Origin of the sequence: Roseomonas elaeocarpi, from assembly GCF_042433915.1 — a bacterium.
In the GTDB taxonomy this organism is placed as follows: domain Bacteria; phylum Pseudomonadota; class Alphaproteobacteria; order Acetobacterales; family Acetobacteraceae; genus Roseomonas; species Roseomonas elaeocarpi.
Genome location: NZ_JBHLUN010000001.1, coordinates 266,801 through 281,440, shown reverse-complemented (window position 1 = coordinate 281,440; position 14,640 = coordinate 266,801). Strand labels below are relative to the sequence as shown.

General features: G+C 72.6%; 12 protein-coding genes. 4 read left to right on the top strand and 8 right to left on the bottom strand.

Annotation, left to right across the window (positions count from 1 at the left end):
* Nucleotides 1–31 precede the first annotated feature (31 nt).
* The 7 genes from ACFFGY_RS01035 to ACFFGY_RS01005 form a co-directional block, all read right to left on the bottom strand.
* On the bottom strand, nt 32–1,609 hold the full coding sequence (locus tag ACFFGY_RS01035) for an ABC transporter substrate-binding protein (protein WP_377042495.1): 1,578 nt from the start codon (nt 1,607–1,609) through the stop codon (nt 32–34).
* Nucleotides 1,610–1,683: 74 nt separating this feature from the next.
* Nucleotides 1,684–2,535, bottom strand: a complete 852-nt coding sequence (locus ACFFGY_RS01030; RefSeq protein ID WP_377042494.1) for an ABC transporter substrate-binding protein — start codon at nt 2,533–2,535, stop codon at nt 1,684–1,686.
* The gene (locus ACFFGY_RS01025) at nt 2,532–3,419 is read right to left on the bottom strand and encodes a polysaccharide deacetylase family protein (RefSeq protein ID WP_377042493.1); all 888 of its coding nucleotides are present in this window, start codon (nt 3,417–3,419) and stop codon (nt 2,532–2,534) included. The genes ACFFGY_RS01030 and ACFFGY_RS01025 overlap by 4 nt, the downstream gene beginning before the upstream one ends.
* Before the next feature lie 4 nt (nt 3,420–3,423).
* Nucleotides 3,424–4,260: an ABC transporter substrate-binding protein gene (locus tag ACFFGY_RS01020; RefSeq protein ID WP_377042492.1), complete on the bottom strand. Its 837-nt coding sequence runs from the start codon at nt 4,258–4,260 to the stop codon at nt 3,424–3,426.
* 28 nt (nt 4,261–4,288) lie between these two features.
* Complete coding sequence (locus ACFFGY_RS01015) at nt 4,289–5,059, bottom strand: amino acid ABC transporter ATP-binding protein (protein WP_377042491.1); 771 nt, start codon at nt 5,057–5,059, stop codon at nt 4,289–4,291.
* Nucleotides 5,056–5,928, bottom strand: coding sequence for an amino acid ABC transporter permease (locus ACFFGY_RS01010; protein WP_377042490.1), 873 nt, complete (start codon nt 5,926–5,928; stop codon nt 5,056–5,058). Before ACFFGY_RS01010 ends, ACFFGY_RS01015 begins: the two co-directional genes overlap by 4 nt.
* A 96-nt stretch (nt 5,929–6,024) precedes the next feature.
* Nucleotides 6,025–6,966 (bottom strand): N-carbamoyl-D-amino-acid hydrolase, encoded by a 942-nt coding sequence (locus tag ACFFGY_RS01005; RefSeq protein WP_377042489.1) that lies wholly within the window; start codon nt 6,964–6,966, stop codon nt 6,025–6,027.
* A 156-nt stretch (nt 6,967–7,122) separates the two neighbouring features.
* On the opposite strand from ACFFGY_RS01005, the gene ACFFGY_RS01000 reads away from it, so the two are divergent.
* The 4 genes from ACFFGY_RS01000 (at nt 7,123) to ACFFGY_RS00985 (ending at nt 12,928) form a co-directional block, all read left to right on the top strand.
* Complete coding sequence (locus ACFFGY_RS01000) at nt 7,123–8,214, top strand: LysR family transcriptional regulator (protein WP_377042488.1); 1,092 nt, start codon at nt 7,123–7,125, stop codon at nt 8,212–8,214.
* A 507-nt stretch (nt 8,215–8,721) separates the two neighbouring features.
* A complete protein-coding gene (locus tag ACFFGY_RS00995) occupies nt 8,722–10,407 on the top strand; it encodes a PAS domain-containing sensor histidine kinase (RefSeq protein WP_377042487.1) in 1,686 nt (561 codons plus the stop codon).
* Nucleotides 10,392–11,909 carry a sigma-54-dependent transcriptional regulator gene (locus ACFFGY_RS00990; RefSeq protein WP_377042486.1) on the top strand — a complete coding sequence of 506 codons (1,518 nt, stop codon included), beginning with the start codon at nt 10,392–10,394 and terminating at the stop codon, nt 11,907–11,909. Before ACFFGY_RS00995 ends, ACFFGY_RS00990 begins: the two co-directional genes overlap by 16 nt.
* Nucleotides 11,910–12,106: 197 nt before the next feature.
* The gene (locus ACFFGY_RS00985; RefSeq protein ID WP_377042485.1) at nt 12,107–12,928 is read left to right on the top strand and encodes an aspartate dehydrogenase; all 822 of its coding nucleotides are present in this window, start codon (nt 12,107–12,109) and stop codon (nt 12,926–12,928) included.
* Between the two features lie 347 nt (nt 12,929–13,275).
* Here the strand turns inward: ACFFGY_RS00985 and ACFFGY_RS00980 are convergent, their stop codons facing one another.
* Complete coding sequence (locus ACFFGY_RS00980) at nt 13,276–14,214, bottom strand: dienelactone hydrolase family protein (protein ID WP_377042484.1); 939 nt, start codon at nt 14,212–14,214, stop codon at nt 13,276–13,278.
* Between the last annotated feature and the right edge of the window lie 426 nt (nt 14,215–14,640).

The following is a 14,640-nucleotide window of genomic DNA, read 5'->3' as shown; positions in this document are numbered from 1 at the left end:
CGTTCTCCCGCTTTTCTCTCGTTCGTTCCCGTCAGGCCGGCCGCACGTTCCAGAACACCGCCGTGCCGTTCAGCACGCCGGTGATGGAGCTGCGGTGGGCCGAGGGCTGACGGTACACGCCGACCGGGTAGAAGGGCACCTCCTCCACCGCGACCTGCTGGATCTCGCGGCAGATGCGCTGCTGCTCCGCCAGCGTGGGCGCCTGCAACCACCCGTCGCGCAGCGCCGTGACGCGGTCGCTCTTGTACCAGCCGGGATAGGTGCCGTCGCCGCGCAGCGGGATATGCGCCGCCGGGTTGAGCCAGTCGATGCCCTGCCAGTTGGCGGCCACGGCACTCCAGCCGCCTTCCTCCACCGGACCCTTCTTGGCGCGACGCTGCAAGACGGAGGCGAAGTCCAGCGCCACGTACTCGACGTTCATGCCGACCTCGCGCAGCATCCCCGCCGCCACGTCGCCCAGCGGCTTCTGCGCCAGGCTGTCGGCCGGCACCAGCAGCACCACCTTCTCGCCGGCATAGCCAGCGGCCTTCAGCGCTTCCTTGACCTTGGCCGGGTCGCGCGGACCTTTCAGGACCTCCAGCCCCACCTCGCTCGCCATCGGCGTGCCGGGGCAGAAGTAGCCTGCCGGCGTCTGGCGATAGGCCGGGTCCTCGCCCGCCACGGCCGACATGAAGGCATCCTGGTCGATCGCGCCCCACAGCGCGCGGCGGATCGCGGGGTTGTTGAAGGGCGCCTGCAGGTGGTTGACCTGCAGCAGGCAGTCGTAGCCGCGCGGGTCGAGCACGGTGACGCGGATGTTGGGATCACTCTTCAGCAGCGGCAGCAGGTCGTGCGGCGTGGTTTCCTGCCAGTCCTGCTCGCCCGCCTGCACGGCCGAAGTGCCGGTGGCGGCGTCGGGCATGGTGGTCCATTCGACGCGGTCGTAGTGCACGACCTTCGGGCCCGCGGTCCAGTCCGCCACGCCGCTCGCGCGCGGGCGGTAGCGATCGAAGCGCTCGTACACGTTGCGGGCACCCGGCACGCGCTCATCCGCCTTGAAGCGGAAGGGGCCGGAGCCCACGACCTCGGGGATCTGCTTGAACGGGTCGGTGCTGGCCAGCCGCTCGGGCATCATGAAACAGGCCTGCACCGCCGCCTTGCCCAGCGCGTCGGGCAGCAGCGGGAAGGGCCGCTTCAGCCGGAAGCGGATCGTGCGGTCGTCGGGGGCCGAGAGATCGTCGGTGGCCTCCATCAGCGCCGCGCCGAAGGCGTCGCGCTTCGCCCAGCGCCGGATGCTCGCCACGCAGTCGCGCGCCAGCACGCGCTCGCCGTCGTGCCACAGGAGGCCGTCGCGCAGCCGCAGGTTCCACAGCTTGCCGTCGGCCTCGACCGTGTGCCCTTCCACCATCTGCGGCGAGGCCTCGAGCTTCGTGTTCACGCCGTAGAGCGTGTCGAACACCATGAAGCCGTGGTTGCGCGACACCTGGGCCGTGGAAAAGATCGGGTCGGTGAAGGCGAGGTCGATCACCGGCACGAAGCGCAGCGTGGTGTCGCTCGCGGCGCGGGCGAGGCCCGGCAGGGCGAGCATGGGCGCGGCGGCGGCCGCCTTGAACAGCGTGCGACGAAGCATCGGCAGGATTTCCGGCGGTGATCGGGAAAGAAAAAGCCGGCGGCAGGCGAGGCCGCGCCGCCGGCGGGCGGGCGTTACTCGCCCTGGTCCACGGTGATGGCGGTCAGCGCCTGCCGCTCCATCCCGTTGCGGCGCACGATCTCGGCGTAGGAGCCGTCCGCCACCATCCGCTGCAGCCCGGCCGCCACGGCATCGCGCAGCGCCGCGTCCTTCTTGGCGAAGGCCAGGCCGAACAGCCCGCGCGTGATCGGCGCCCCCACGGTCACGAAATTACCGGGCTCGAGCGACTGGAGGTACACCACGTATTCCGCGCCCAGCACCGCGCCGTCGGCCCGGCCCTGCTGCAGGTCGAGGCGGGACGCCGCGGCGCCGTCGGTGCCGATCACGCGGATCGGCGGCTTGCCGGCGGCGACGCAGTGCGCGTCGCTCCATTCCTGAACCTGGCGCGGATAGTTGGTGGTGCGCGGCGTGGCGACGCTGCGGCCGCAGAAGTCCACCGCCTCCTTGGCGCCGCGCGCCTGGGCGGTGGTGGTGAAGATCTGCGCCCCGGTGGACAGGTAATCCACGAAGCTCAGCGTTTCCCGGCGCGCCGCGGTGTCGCTCATGGCGGTGCCGCTGAAGTCCACGCGCTCGGTGGTGACGGCCGGGATCAGCTGCGCGAAGGCCATCTCCTCGTAGCGGATCTCGACGCCCATCACCTTGCCCAGCGCGTTCAGCAGGTCGACGTTGATGCCGCGCCGCTCGTTGGTGGCCGGGTCCTTGTAGGCCATCGGCGGATAGGTCGCCTCGATGCCCACGCGGATGAAGCCCTGCTTGCGGATCGCCTCCGGCAGGTCGGCCGCGGGGGACTGCGCCCAGACCGGCGCGGCGCCCAGCAGCGGCAGCAGCACCGCCGCGGCGGCGAGCAGGATGCGGCGCGCGCTCATGCCCGGTCTCCCTTCTCGCAGGCGGCGAAATGCGCCGCGATCTGTTCGCCCGTCGCGATCCACACGTCGCCGAAGTCGCGGGCGTAGCGCAGGAAGTTGCGCAGGAGGCGAAGGCGCATCGGCCGGCCGCTGACCTGCGGGTGCAGCACGGTGGTCACCATACCGCCCCAGTCGCGCGTTTCCGCCAGCTCGTCCTTCCAGATCGACAGCACGTGCTCGGCCGGGAACATGGAACGCGGGCTGTAGCGCTGCGACAAGCCATACAGCCAGTCGTCGTAGGTCATGGTCACCGGCAGCTCGATCAGCCCCGGCGTGCCGTCGTCCAGCAGGTGCCGGTAGGGCCGCACGTCGTCGCGCCAGGAGGAGGAATACAGCAGCCCCCTTTCCTTCAGCAGCACGCGCAGCTCCTCGCAGCTCTCGCCCGACGGCGCGCGATAGCCCACCGGCACCACGCCCAGGCGCCGCTTGAGGCTGTCGAGGCCGCGGTCCACCTCCTCCACCAGGCTCGGGTCGCCCGGCATCGGCATCAGGTGGTGGAAGCCGTGATGGCCGATCTCGTGCCCGTCGCGCAGGATCGCCTCGCACATCGCGGGATGCGCCTCGACCGACCAGCCGGTGATGAAGAAGGTGGCCTTCATCCCTTCTTCCCGCAGCAGCTCCAGCAGCTTCGGCACGCCCACGCGCGCCTCGAAGCCGCCGAAGCTCATGGTCACCAGCTCGCCGTAGCGGGCGGGGTCCTTGGCGGTCCAGGCGCTCTCGGCATCGACGTCGAAGCTCAGGAACATCGCCGCCTTGTTGCCCGCCGGCCAGGGGTATTCCGGCGCCAGCGGCGCGCGATTGGCAGGCGCCAGCGGCACCGGCTCGGGCTTGCCTTCCCAGCTCATGATCTCACTTCCCCGCGTTGATGGTGATCTCAGGCACGCCGCTGGGCGTCAGCGACCACTTCTCCAGCAGCTTGGCGTAGCTGCCGTCGGCCACCATCGCCTTCAGCCCGTCGCGCAGCGCGTTCTGCAGCTCCGTCGCGTCCTTGCCCGTGGCGATGCCCATCAGCGTGTAGCGCACCGGCTCACCCACCAGCGCGTAGGTGTTGGGCTCCTGCGCCATGATGTAGGGCAGCGTTTCTCCCCCCTGCATCGCGGCGTCGATGCGGCCCTGGCGCAGCTGCGTGCGCGCGTCGGCCGAACCCTCGGTGCCCACGACCTTGATCTCGGGCCGCCCCTTGGCCACGCATTCGCGGTCGGAGAATTCCTTGATGTCGTTCACCAGCGCGGTGCGGCGGCTGGCGCCCACCGACTTGCCGCACAGCCCTTCGGGCTTGCTGAACTCCGCCGCGCGGCTCGCCTGGGTGAAGAACTGCGAGCCGGAGCGCAGGTAGTCCACGAAACTCGCGGTGTCCTGCCGCGTGGCCAGGTCGCTCATGCCCGACAGGATGATGTCGACGCGCCCCGTGCGCACCGAGGACAGCATCTGATCGAAGCTGGTTTCCTGCCACTCCATCTTCACGCCGAGCGACTTGGCCAGCGCCTCGCCCAGCTCCACGTCGAAGCCGGTCAGCTTGTTGCTGGCCGGATCGCGCATCTCCAGCGGCGGATAGTTCGGCACGATCGCGGCGGTGATCGCCCCCTTCGCGCGGATCGCCGCCGGCAGCTCCGCCGCGGCGGCCGCACCGGCGGAGAGCGCGAGGACCGCGCCCAGGAGACTATGCTTCACACTACGCTTCAACATGGCTCCGAACGCTCTCCTTGGGATGTTTTCAGCTCAGCACGGCATTGAGGAAGGCGCGGGTCCGCGCCTCGCGCGGGTTCCCCAGAACCTCCTCGGCGGTGCCGGATTCCACGATGGCGCCGCCGTCCATGAACACGACGCGGTCGGCCACCTCGCGCGCGAAGCCCAGCTCGTGCGTCACCACGATCATGGTCATGCCCGAGCGTGCCAGCTCCTTCATCGCCGCCAGGACCTCGCCCACCAGCTCGGGGTCGAGGGCCGAGGTCGGCTCGTCGAACAGCATCAGCTTCGGCCGCATCGCCAGCGCGCGCGCGATGGCCACGCGCTGCTGCTGCCCGCCCGACAGGTTGGCCGGAAAGGAGCGCTCCTTGTCGGCCAGGCCCACGCGCGCCAGCAGCGCCCGCGCTTCCTCGACCGCCTCGGCGCGGCGGCGCCCCTGCACGCGCACCGGCCCCTCGATGATGTTTTCCAGCGCCGTCATGTGCGCGAACAGGTTGAAGCGCTGGAACACCATGCCGGTGTGCAGCCGCTGCCGCGCGATCTCCCGCTCGCTCAGCGGATACAGCCTTCCCTCGCCCAGACGGTAACCCGTCAGGTCGCCGTCCACCCAGATCGCGCCCGCGTCGGGCCGCACCAGCTGGTTGACGCAGCGCAGCAGCGTCGTCTTGCCCGAGCCTGAGGCGCCGATGATGCACAGCACCTCGCCCGCCTGCACGTCAAGCGAAACGCCGCGCAGCGCGTGGAAGTCGCCGAAGCTCTTGCGCACGTCGACGATGGAGACCAGCGGCACCGCGCTCATCGCGACACCCCCGTGCCGCGGGCGAAGCGGCGTTCCAGCAGCGCCTGCAGCGGCGTCAGCACCGAGATGATCACGAGGTACCAGACGCCCGACACGATCAGCAGCTCGATCACCCGGTTGTTGGCGTAGTAGATGTTCTGCGCGTTGTGCAGGATCTCGCTGTACTGAATCACGCTGGCCAGCGAGGTCGACTTCACCATGCCGATGAACTCGTTGCCCAGCGGCGGGATGATCACGCGCATCGCCTGCGGGAAGATGATCCGCCGCAGCGCCTTCAGCCGCGTCATGCCGATCGCCTTGGCCGCCTCGTACTGCCCGTTGTCCACCGACAGCATGCCGGCGCGGATCACCTCCGAGGTATAGGCGCCCTGGTTGATGCCGAGCCCCAGCAGCGCCGCGAAGGCCGGCGTGATCACGTCCACCGTGCGCGCCGACCAGAGCCACGGAATGCCCAGGCTCGGGAACACCAGCGCCAGGTTGAACCACAGCAGCAGCTGCAGGATCAGCGGCGTGCCGCGGAACAGCCAGGAATAGCCCATGGCCACCCCCTGCAGCACCGGGTTGGCCGACATCCGCATCACCGCCGTCACCACGCCCAGCACGATGCCCAGCGCCATGGCCGCCACCGACATCAGGATGGTGTTCACCAGCCCGTCCAGGATGGACTGCGCCGTGAGAAAGGTGCCGACGAAGCGCCACTCGATCTGCCCCACCGCGAAGGCGCGCACCAGCGCCGCCAGCAGCACCAGGATCACCGCCACCGCGACCCAGCGCCCCCAGTGCCGCTTGGGCACCAGCGCGTAGCCGGAAACATCCGGCAGCGCGGCGCTGCCTCCCACGGTCGGGGCGTTCGGGTGCGTGGCGCTCACGGGCGCAACTCCTGGAGTAGGGTGGGGCTCGGGCGTCGGGATGGGCGTCGGGTCGGGCGGCGGCGCGTCACGGGTGGCGGGGCGGGCAGCGCCGGCTCAGACCGTCACCTCGGCGCCGGTCTGCCCGGTGATGCGGCCGTAATGCTCGGGCCGGCGGTGCATGGCGAAGTTGAACATCTTCTCCTTGCCCTGGCGGCAGGCGTCGAGGTCGCAATCGGCCACCACCACCTCGTCGGCCAGCGTCTTGGCCTGCGCCACCACCACGCCGTTCGGATCCACGATGCACGACCCGCCAATCAGGCCGGAGCCGTCCTCGTCGCCGGCCTTGGCCACGCTCACCGCCCAGGTGGCGTTCATGTAGGCGTTGCCCTGCGCCGCCAGGGTCGAGTGGAAGGTGCGGATCTCCTCGTTCTCGGTGGAGCCGCCATTGGGGTCGTAGGCCGCGGAGTTGTAGCCGATCACCATCAGCTCCACGCCCTGCAGGGCGTAGACGCGCCAAGCCTCGGGCCAGCGGCGGTCGTTGCAGATCAGCATGCCCATCACCGGCCCGCCCCAGGCGGCCGGGCCGCGGAAGGCCGGGAAGCCCGTGTCGCCGTACTCGAAGTAGCGCTTCTCCAGCTGCTGGAAGCGGTCGCCCACGCGCGGCTCGACGGAGCCCGGCAGGTGCACCTTGCGGTACTTCGCGATGATCGTGCCGTCCGGCCCCACGGTGACGGCGCTGTTGAAGCGCTTGCCCTCGGCCGTCATCTCCGCGTAGCCGACGTAGAAGCCGACGCCGAGTTCCCGCGCCCGGCTGAACAGCGGCTGCACCGCCGGGTTGGGCATCGCCGTCTCGTAGTAGCCGTCGAGCTCCGCGCCCTCGAGCAGCCAGCGCGGAAAGAAGGTGGTGAAGGCGAGTTCCGGGAACACCACCAGCTGCGCGCCCCGGCCCGCCGCCTCCTCCAGCAGCCGCAGCATCCGCGCCAGGATGGCCTCGCGCGTGTCGGCGCGCTGGTTGGGGCCCATCTGGGCGGCGGCGATGCGAAGGATGCGGGGCATGGTGCGGGCCTTTCGGAACAGGCGGGCGCAGCCCCGGAGCAGGAGGGGGCCGGCCGTCTCGCGATCGTGTTTGCCGCACTCCGAAGTGGCAGTTCAATCCGTTTTCTTATACGAAATCGCCGAACTCCATTCGCAAACCGAATAGCCTGCCCAAGAATGACGCTACGACAGCTCGAAATCCTCCGCGCCGTGATCCGCTGCCAGACCACCATGGCCGCCGCCCGCCTCCTGGGCATGTCGCAGCCGGCCGTCAGCAACGCCATCCGGCAGATCGAGGCGCAGCTGGGCTTCCCGCTGTTCGAGCGGGTGAACAACCGCCTCTTCCCCACCGAGGGCGCCACCATCATCCACGAGGAGTCCGAACCCCTCTTCGCCATGCACGCGGCGCTGGAGGAACGGGTGGGGGATCTCCGCGCCGACAAGACCACGCGGCTGCGCATCCTCTCGACCCCGCCGCTCGGCCACGGCGTGATCCCCGCCGTGCTGGCCGGCTTCAGCCGCCGCCACCCCCGCCTGCGCACCGTCTTCGACACGCGCGAGCTCGACGAGGTCATCCGCGGCGTCGAGAGCGGCAAGGCCGAGCTCGGCTTCGGCCTGGGCCTGGGCGCCCAGCCCAGCCTGGAGGTGGAGGCCATCGCGGAAGGCCGCATGGTCTGCGTCTGCCGCCCCGACCACCCCCTGGCCCGCCGCGGCAGCGCCGGCGGCCACGACGGCAGCGCCGGCGACACCCCGGCCAGCACCGCCGACGACCCCGCCGGCCGTTTCTCTGGCAGCCCTTCCACTGGTTCCTCCGGCAGTGCCACCGGCAAACACGTGGACGCCCCCACCGACCATCCCGCCGGCCACCCGAACGGCGCCCCCAACGGCGGCCCCCATGGCGGCCCCCATGGCGGCCCCCATGGCGGCCCGGTCACGCCGGCCGACCTCGCCGGGCAGCGCCTCATCGCGCTCGACCCCACCACCCGCATGGGCGCGGCGCTGCGCGACAGCTTCGCCGAGGCGCGCCAGCCGCTCCAGGCCGCGGTCGAGGTCCGGCTGTGCAACACCGCCTGCGTCCTGGTCGCGGCCGGCATGGGCGCCGCGGTGGTGGACCCCTTCACCGCCGCCCACCACGCCCGCAGCCTGGTGGTGATCCCCTACGAGCCCGCCATCCCCTCGGTCGCCTGGGTGTTCTGGAGCAACCGCAAGCCACTCTCGGAAACCGCCCGCCGCTTCGTTCGGGAAATCCGCCTGGCGCTGTCGGGCTGAGGCGGTGGTTCGGAGGTCGCTCCGGTTCGGCGTCGCCCCGTCCCTGGGGAGGGCTCCGCCTTCCCCCGGAGCCCCCATCCGCCAGGAACCTGAGGTTCCTGGACCTCCCGGGAATTGGCGCTCCGAGGCTCAGGCGCGTGCCCGTTCCCTGGTCGGCTCACGCCGGAGAGCCATGCTCTCCGGCGACTGCCAAGGCAGCCCGCGCGGCCTCATGGATTCTTCTCCATGCCCTGCCTGAACCCGCGCGCGGCCGGATCGGCGTTGGATACCTCGCCTCGCTGGCACCTCGGTCACCCGGACACGCGCACGGCCCAATCGGCCCGCAGCACCTCCGGCAATCAGGCGGCACCAATTCCCCGGCGGGATCTCGGGGTGGCCCTGCCACCCTGAGCCGAGAGGGTCCGGGAGAGGCAGCGCCTCTCCTGGCCACCGCGCGACACCCCCAACCCTTCGCGACCTGCCGCAGCGGTGCCACCCTGCCGCCCCTGCCATCGTTGGTTCCCCTGGATGAATGCCCTCCGTGTCCGGCTCGTGGTGTTGTGGCTCCTGTCGCTCGCGGTGTCGGTCGCGGCGGCGCTGCTGCTCGTGCGCGCCTCCACCCAGTCGGTCGAGGCGCAGGTCGCGCGGGGCGAGGCGATCGTGGCGCGGGCCTGCGACCTGATCCGCGACCGCTACGGCTTCTACAGCACGGACTGGAGCGGCCCGGTGCCGCCGCCCGACGATCCGGCGCTGCAACAGTCGCTCGGCGCCGTGGTGGCGGTGGCGCTGGCGCGGCAGCCGGGCGTCGCCGGCGGGGTGTGGCAGAGCGAGGCCGGGCCGCTCACCGCGATCCGCCTGCCGCGGCGGCGGCCGCGCGCCTGGGGCGAGCGCTGGCTGCGCGCCCGGGCGGAGGGGACGCCCGCCGCCGATCCTGCCAGCGGGGTTTCCGCCGGGGACGCGGCGGCGCCGGGCACCCCTGCCGGGAACACCGCGGCCGGCGATGTGCCGGGCGGGCCAGCGGGTGGCGCCGCGGGTGCTCCGCCCACCGACGGGACCGGCACCTCCCTCACGGAGGCCTGGCTGCGCAGCGCGGCCGGCGCGGCGCTGCGCGAGGACACGACCGTGGCGCGGTCCTGGCGCGCGGACGGGGCGACGCGGCTGCTCGCCGCCTGCCCGCTGCCCGGCCCGATCACCGGGCTGACCGCCTGGGCACTGACCGATGCGGAAGGCGTGGAGGCCGATCACGGGCTGCAGCTCGGCCTCGCGGCGCTGCTGGCGGTGATGCTGCTGCTCTCGGTCTGGGTGTTCTGGCTGTTGCGGGACTGGTCGCGCCGCGTCGGCCGGGTGGAGGCGGCGCTGACCGCCGGCGACGACCGCCTCGCCCTGCCCTTGCCCGGCGAGCGCGACCTCGATCGCATCGTGGGCGCGCTGAACCGGGCCGGCGCGCGGCTGGCCGAGGCCCGGGCGCGCTCCGAGGCGCTGCGCCGGCAGGTGGCCGAGAGCGAGCGGCTGGCGGCGCTGGGCCGCGTCGCCGCCGGGCTGGCGCACGAGATCCGCAACCCGCTGGCCGCCATGCGCCTGAAGGCCGAGAACGCGCTGGCGGGCGACGAGGCGCGGCGCGTGCGGGCGCTGGGCGACGTGCTGGCGCAGGTCGGCCGCCTCGACACCCTGCTGCGCGAGCTGCTCGCCATGACGCAGCGGCACGAGCCGGTGCCGGAGATCGTGCAGCTCGACGCCCTGCTGGCCAGTTGCGCCGAGGCCCATGCGGAGCGCGCCGCGGCGGCCGGCGTGGCGCTGCGCCATGAGGGCAGCGGCACCGCGCGCCTCGACCCCGCGCTGCTGCGCCGCGCCGTGGACAGCCTGCTCGACAACGCCGTCCGCCACACCGCGGTGGGCGGCACGGTCAGCCTCCTGGCCGGGTGGCGGGACGGCACGCTGGCGATCGCGGTGGAAAACACCGTGGCGCCCGGGGCGCCGGGCGTCGATCCGTCGCTGCGCGACACGCTGTTCGAGCCCTTCGTCACGGGCCGGCCCGAAGGCACCGGCCTCGGCCTCGCCATCGCGCGGGAACTGGTGGCGGCGCAGCGCGGCCGGCTCCTGCTGGACGATCCCGGCGGCGCGGGCCATCCCACGCGCTTCCTGATCCTCCTCCCCGAGGCAACCACCCCTTCGCCCACCCCTTCGCCGGACACCGCCGCATGGCCACCATCCTGATCGTGGACGACGACGCGGCCCTGCGCGAAGGGCTCGCGGAAACCCTGGGCGACCTCGGCCACCGCACCGCCGAGGCACCCGACGGCCTTGCCGCCCTGGCGCGCCTGGGCCACCCCGGGATCGACGCGGTGCTGCTGGACCTGCGGATGCCGGGCCTCGACGGGCTGGAGGTTCTGCGCCGCATCCGCGCCCTGCCCGCGCCGCCGCCCGTCGCGGTGCTGACCGCCGTGCCCACCGCCAGCAACACCATCGAGGCGATGCGCCTGGGGGCGGTGGACCACCTGGCCAAGCCGGTGGGGCGCGACGACCTCGCGGGCCTGCTCACCCGCCTCCTCGCGGCCGCCGCCCCGCCGCCCGAACCTGCGCCGGAGGCCGAGGCGGCGGACGAGGGCGAGATGGTGGGCGGCAGCGCCGCGATGCGGGGCGTGCAGAAGACGATCGGCCTGCTCACCGACAGCGACGCCACGGTGCTGATCACCGGCGAGACCGGCACCGGCAAGGAAGTCGTGGCCCAGGCGATCCACCGCCACGGGCGCCGTGCCGGGAAACCCTTCGTGGCGGTGAACTGCGCCGCCATCCCGGCGGAGCTGCTGGAAAGCCTCTTGTTCGGCCACGTCCGCGGCGCCTTCACCGGCGCCACCGCCGACCGCCCCGGCGCCTTCCGCGAGGCCGATGGCGGCACGCTGTTCCTCGACGAGATCGGCGACATGCCGCCCGCCATGCAGGCCAAGCTGCTGCGCGCCCTGCAGGAACGGCAGGTGACGCCGCTGGGCGGCCCGATGGGCGGCGCGCGCGCCGTGCCGGTGGACGTGCGCGTGCTGGCCGCCACCCACCGCGACCTCGCGGCCGCGGTGCGCGAGGGCCGCTTCCGCGAGGACTTGTTCTACCGCCTGGGCGTGGTGCCGCTGCACCTGCCCCCTCTGCGCGAGCGCTTGGCCGACATCGTGCCGCTGTGGGAACACTTCCTGGCGCTGGCCACCGCGAAGGCGCCGGCCGGACCCTCGGGCAGCCGGACGCCGCCGCGCCTGTCCCCCGGCGCCGCGGCGCGGCTGGTGGCGCATCCCTGGCCTGGCAACGTGCGGGAGCTGCGAAACGCCGCCGACCGCGTGGCCGCCCTGCTGCGCCGCCCGGTGGTGGAGGCCGCCGACCTCGACTTCCTGGACGCAGCCGCCGCCATCCCGGGCGCGATCCCGGCCGGCACCGCGGCCCCCGCCGACGCAGCGCGCCGCACCGCTTCCTCACCGGAGAGCACCGCCGCCATCTCGCCGGGCGAGACCCCCGAGGAGCCGGTCGACTGGCTTTCGGGCGACCTGCCGACCGCCCTGGCCCGGCTGGAGCGCGCGATGATCCGCCGCGCCCTCCTGGCCAGCCACAACAACCGCGCCGAGGCCGCACGCCGCCTCGGGATCCACCGCCAGCGCCTCCACGAGCGCCTCGCCCGCTTCGAGGCGGAGGACGCCACCGGCGACCCGCCCGCACCACCACCGCCCGGCAGCGGCTGAGGCGTGCCCCCCGGTGGGCCTCCGGGTCCCCCCTGTCTTTCCTCAACCTCTTCCCCGCCTCCTCCGTCATCCCTTCCTCTGGCATGGTGCCGCGCATGACCCGCCCCCCAAGCCTCATCCCGATGCACGCCGCCCACGGCCCGCAAGCCGCACCGCCGCGTGGCCCGTCCACCCGCCACGGCGGGGGGCGCTGAGCGATGGAGCGCCTCGGCCTGATCGGCGCCGGCGGCATGGCCGCCACGGTGCTGGACGCGCTCGCCGCCGCGCTGCCGGCCCCGCTGGAGCACCTGGCGATCCTCACCCGTCCGGGCGGCGAGGCGCGGGCCGAGGCGCTGCTGCGCGCCCACCCGGTGGCGCGCGACGCCACGGTCCACACGGCGCTCGACCCTTTCCTGGCCACCGGCCCGGCGGTGGTCGCCGAATGCGCCGGCCACGCGGCGGTGCGGGCCCACGGCGCGGCGGTCCTGCGCTCGGGCCGCGACCTCGTGGTGATCAGCGTCGGCGCCCTGGCCGACCCGGCGCTGCACACCGCGCTGGAGGACGCGGCGCAAGCGGGCGGCGCGCAGCTGATCCTGCCAGCGGGCGCCGTGGGCGGGCTCGACGCGCTGGGCGCCGCGCGGCTGTCGGGGCTGGAAGCGGTCACCTATGTCGGCCGCAAGCCGCCCGCCGCCTGGCGCGGCACCGCGGCGGAAGAGATGGCGGACCTCGCCACGCTGCGCGAGGCCACGGTGTTCTTCACCGGCACCGCGCGCGAGGCGGCGCAGCGCTTCCCGCAGAACGCCAACGTCGCCGCCGCGGTGGCGCTGGCCGGGCTGGGCTTCGAGCAAACGGCGGTGCAGCTGGTGGCCGACCCCACCGTCACCCGCAACGAGCACGAGGTCGCGGTCCGCTCCGCCTGCGCCGACTTCACCATCCGCCTCGCGGGCCACCCCTCGCCGGCCAACCCGAAAACCTCGCTGAGCGCCGGCTACAGCGTGGCGCGGACACTGCTGAACCGGGTCGCGCGGGTGGTGATCTGAGGCGGCGGGGCGAGCTGTTCCGGCGGCTTGCCGTGGCCAGGGAGAGGGAGAAGGAATTCTCCCCCTCCCCGGACCCCTCGCCCCTCATCTTTTTCCGGGACGCTGCCGCAGGAAGGCGGCCAGGGCGGTGCGCTCCGGCTCACCGAGCCGGAGCGAGGGACGTGTCAGCAAGTGCTGACAGGAAGCCCGGTTTTTCTGGATGGCGCCGGCGGCCGCCGTACCGCGAGCCGCTTTCACCGTTCCCGCGGCAGCGTCTGGGAAAAAGATGAGTGGGGGTCCGGGGGAGAGAATTCCTTCTCTCCCCCGGGACATCCCGCCTCCGAACCCTCGCGCGGAACCGCCCGACCTCAGCCGACGAGGTACTTGCGGAAATGCGCCAGCGTGCGGTCCCAGGCCAGCTTCGCCGCGGCCTCGTCGTAGCGGGGCGTGGAGTTGTTGTGGAAGCCGTGCTGGGTGCCCGGGTAGATGTAGCCTTCGCAGGGGATATTGTTCGCCTTCAGCGCCGCCTCGTAGCCGGGCCAGAGCGCGTCGATGTTCGGGTCGTTCTCGGCGAAGTTGGCCAGGATCGGCGCCTTGATCTGCGGCACGGTCGCGAGGTCCGGCGCCGCGCCGTAGAAGGGCACCGCCGCCTGCAGATCGGCACCCAGCGCGGTGGCCAGGTAGTTCGTGGTGGTGCCGCCCCAGCAGAAGCCGGTGATGCCGAGCTTGCCGTTCGCCACCGGCAGGGCGCGCAGGTAGCGGGCGCTGTTGAGCATGTCGGTGCGCAGCTTCCCCTGGTCGAGCTTGGCCTGCAGGTCGCGCCCGTCGTCGTCGTTGCCCGGGTAGCCGCCCGCCGGCGCCAGCCCGTCGGGCGCCAGCGCCACGTAGCCTTCCACCGCGACGCGGCGCGCCACGTCCTCGATATACGGGTTCAGACCGCGGTTCTCGTGGATCACCATCACCGCCGGGAACGGCCCCGTCCCCTTGGGCTGCACGAGATAGCCGCGCATCGTGCCCGAGTTCCCGCCCGGCGAGGGGTAGTTCACGTAGTGCGCCACGATGCGCTCGTCGGTGAAGGAAATCGTCTGCGCCTGGGCGTAGCGGGGCAGCAGCGCCTGCGCCATCGCCAGCCCGCCCGCGGTGATGGCGGCGGCGCGCAGCAGGAAGGTGCGGCGGTCCATGCTGCCGTGGCAGTACTCGTCGTAAAGGTCGAAAACCCGCTGGTCGATCTCGGCCTGGGTCAGGCTCGGGAAGCTGGCGGGATCCTCCGCCTCGATCTCGCGGGTCGCATCCTGCAGGTCGGACATGCTGCGCGCTCTCTCCATCCTCGTCCGGGATGCGGCAGGCAGGGCCGGAGCGGCCGTGCGGCAACGCCGCGCCGGTGCCGGAAAGGGACGCTAGCCGCCGGAACGGTCGTGCCGCAATCGCCGCGTTGGTCGCCGTAGCCAGGGAGGAGGAGAAAGAATTCTCCCCCTCCCCGGACCCCTCCACCCTCATCTTTTTCTCCGACGCTGCCGCGGGAGCGTGGTCAGGGTCTTGCGCTCCGGCTCACCGAGCCGGAGCGAGGGACGCGTCAGCAAGGACTGAAAGGAAGTTTTGCTTCTTCTGGGCAGCGCCGGCGGTATCCGTTCCGCGACTCACCTTCAACGTTCCCGCGGCAGCGTCCCAAAGAAAGATGAGTGGGGGTCCGGGGGAGAGAATTCCTTCTCTCCCCCGGAACAGCGCCCCACCGG

Coding starts and splice junctions, on each gene's coding strand:
- ACFFGY_RS00980 (WP_377042484.1), bottom strand. CDS start 14,214: ATGTCCGACCTGCAGGATGCGACCCGCGAGATCGAGGCGGAGGATCCC.
- ACFFGY_RS00990 (WP_377042486.1), top strand. CDS start 10,392: ATGGCCACCATCCTGATCGTGGACGACGACGCGGCCCTGCGCGAAGGG.
- ACFFGY_RS01035 (WP_377042495.1), bottom strand. CDS start 1,609: ATGCTTCGTCGCACGCTGTTCAAGGCGGCCGCCGCCGCGCCCATGCTC.
- ACFFGY_RS01005 (WP_377042489.1), bottom strand. CDS start 6,966: ATGCCCCGCATCCTTCGCATCGCCGCCGCCCAGATGGGCCCCAACCAG.
- ACFFGY_RS01015 (WP_377042491.1), bottom strand. CDS start 5,059: ATGAGCGCGGTGCCGCTGGTCTCCATCGTCGACGTGCGCAAGAGCTTC.
- ACFFGY_RS01030 (WP_377042494.1), bottom strand. CDS start 2,535: ATGAGCGCGCGCCGCATCCTGCTCGCCGCCGCGGCGGTGCTGCTGCCG.
- ACFFGY_RS01025 (WP_377042493.1), bottom strand. CDS start 3,419: ATGAGCTGGGAAGGCAAGCCCGAGCCGGTGCCGCTGGCGCCTGCCAAT.
- ACFFGY_RS00985 (WP_377042485.1), top strand. CDS start 12,107: ATGGAGCGCCTCGGCCTGATCGGCGCCGGCGGCATGGCCGCCACGGTG.
- ACFFGY_RS01000 (WP_377042488.1), top strand. CDS start 7,123: ATGACGCTACGACAGCTCGAAATCCTCCGCGCCGTGATCCGCTGCCAG.
- ACFFGY_RS01020 (WP_377042492.1), bottom strand. CDS start 4,260: ATGTTGAAGCGTAGTGTGAAGCATAGTCTCCTGGGCGCGGTCCTCGCG.
- ACFFGY_RS00995 (WP_377042487.1), top strand. CDS start 8,722: ATGAATGCCCTCCGTGTCCGGCTCGTGGTGTTGTGGCTCCTGTCGCTC.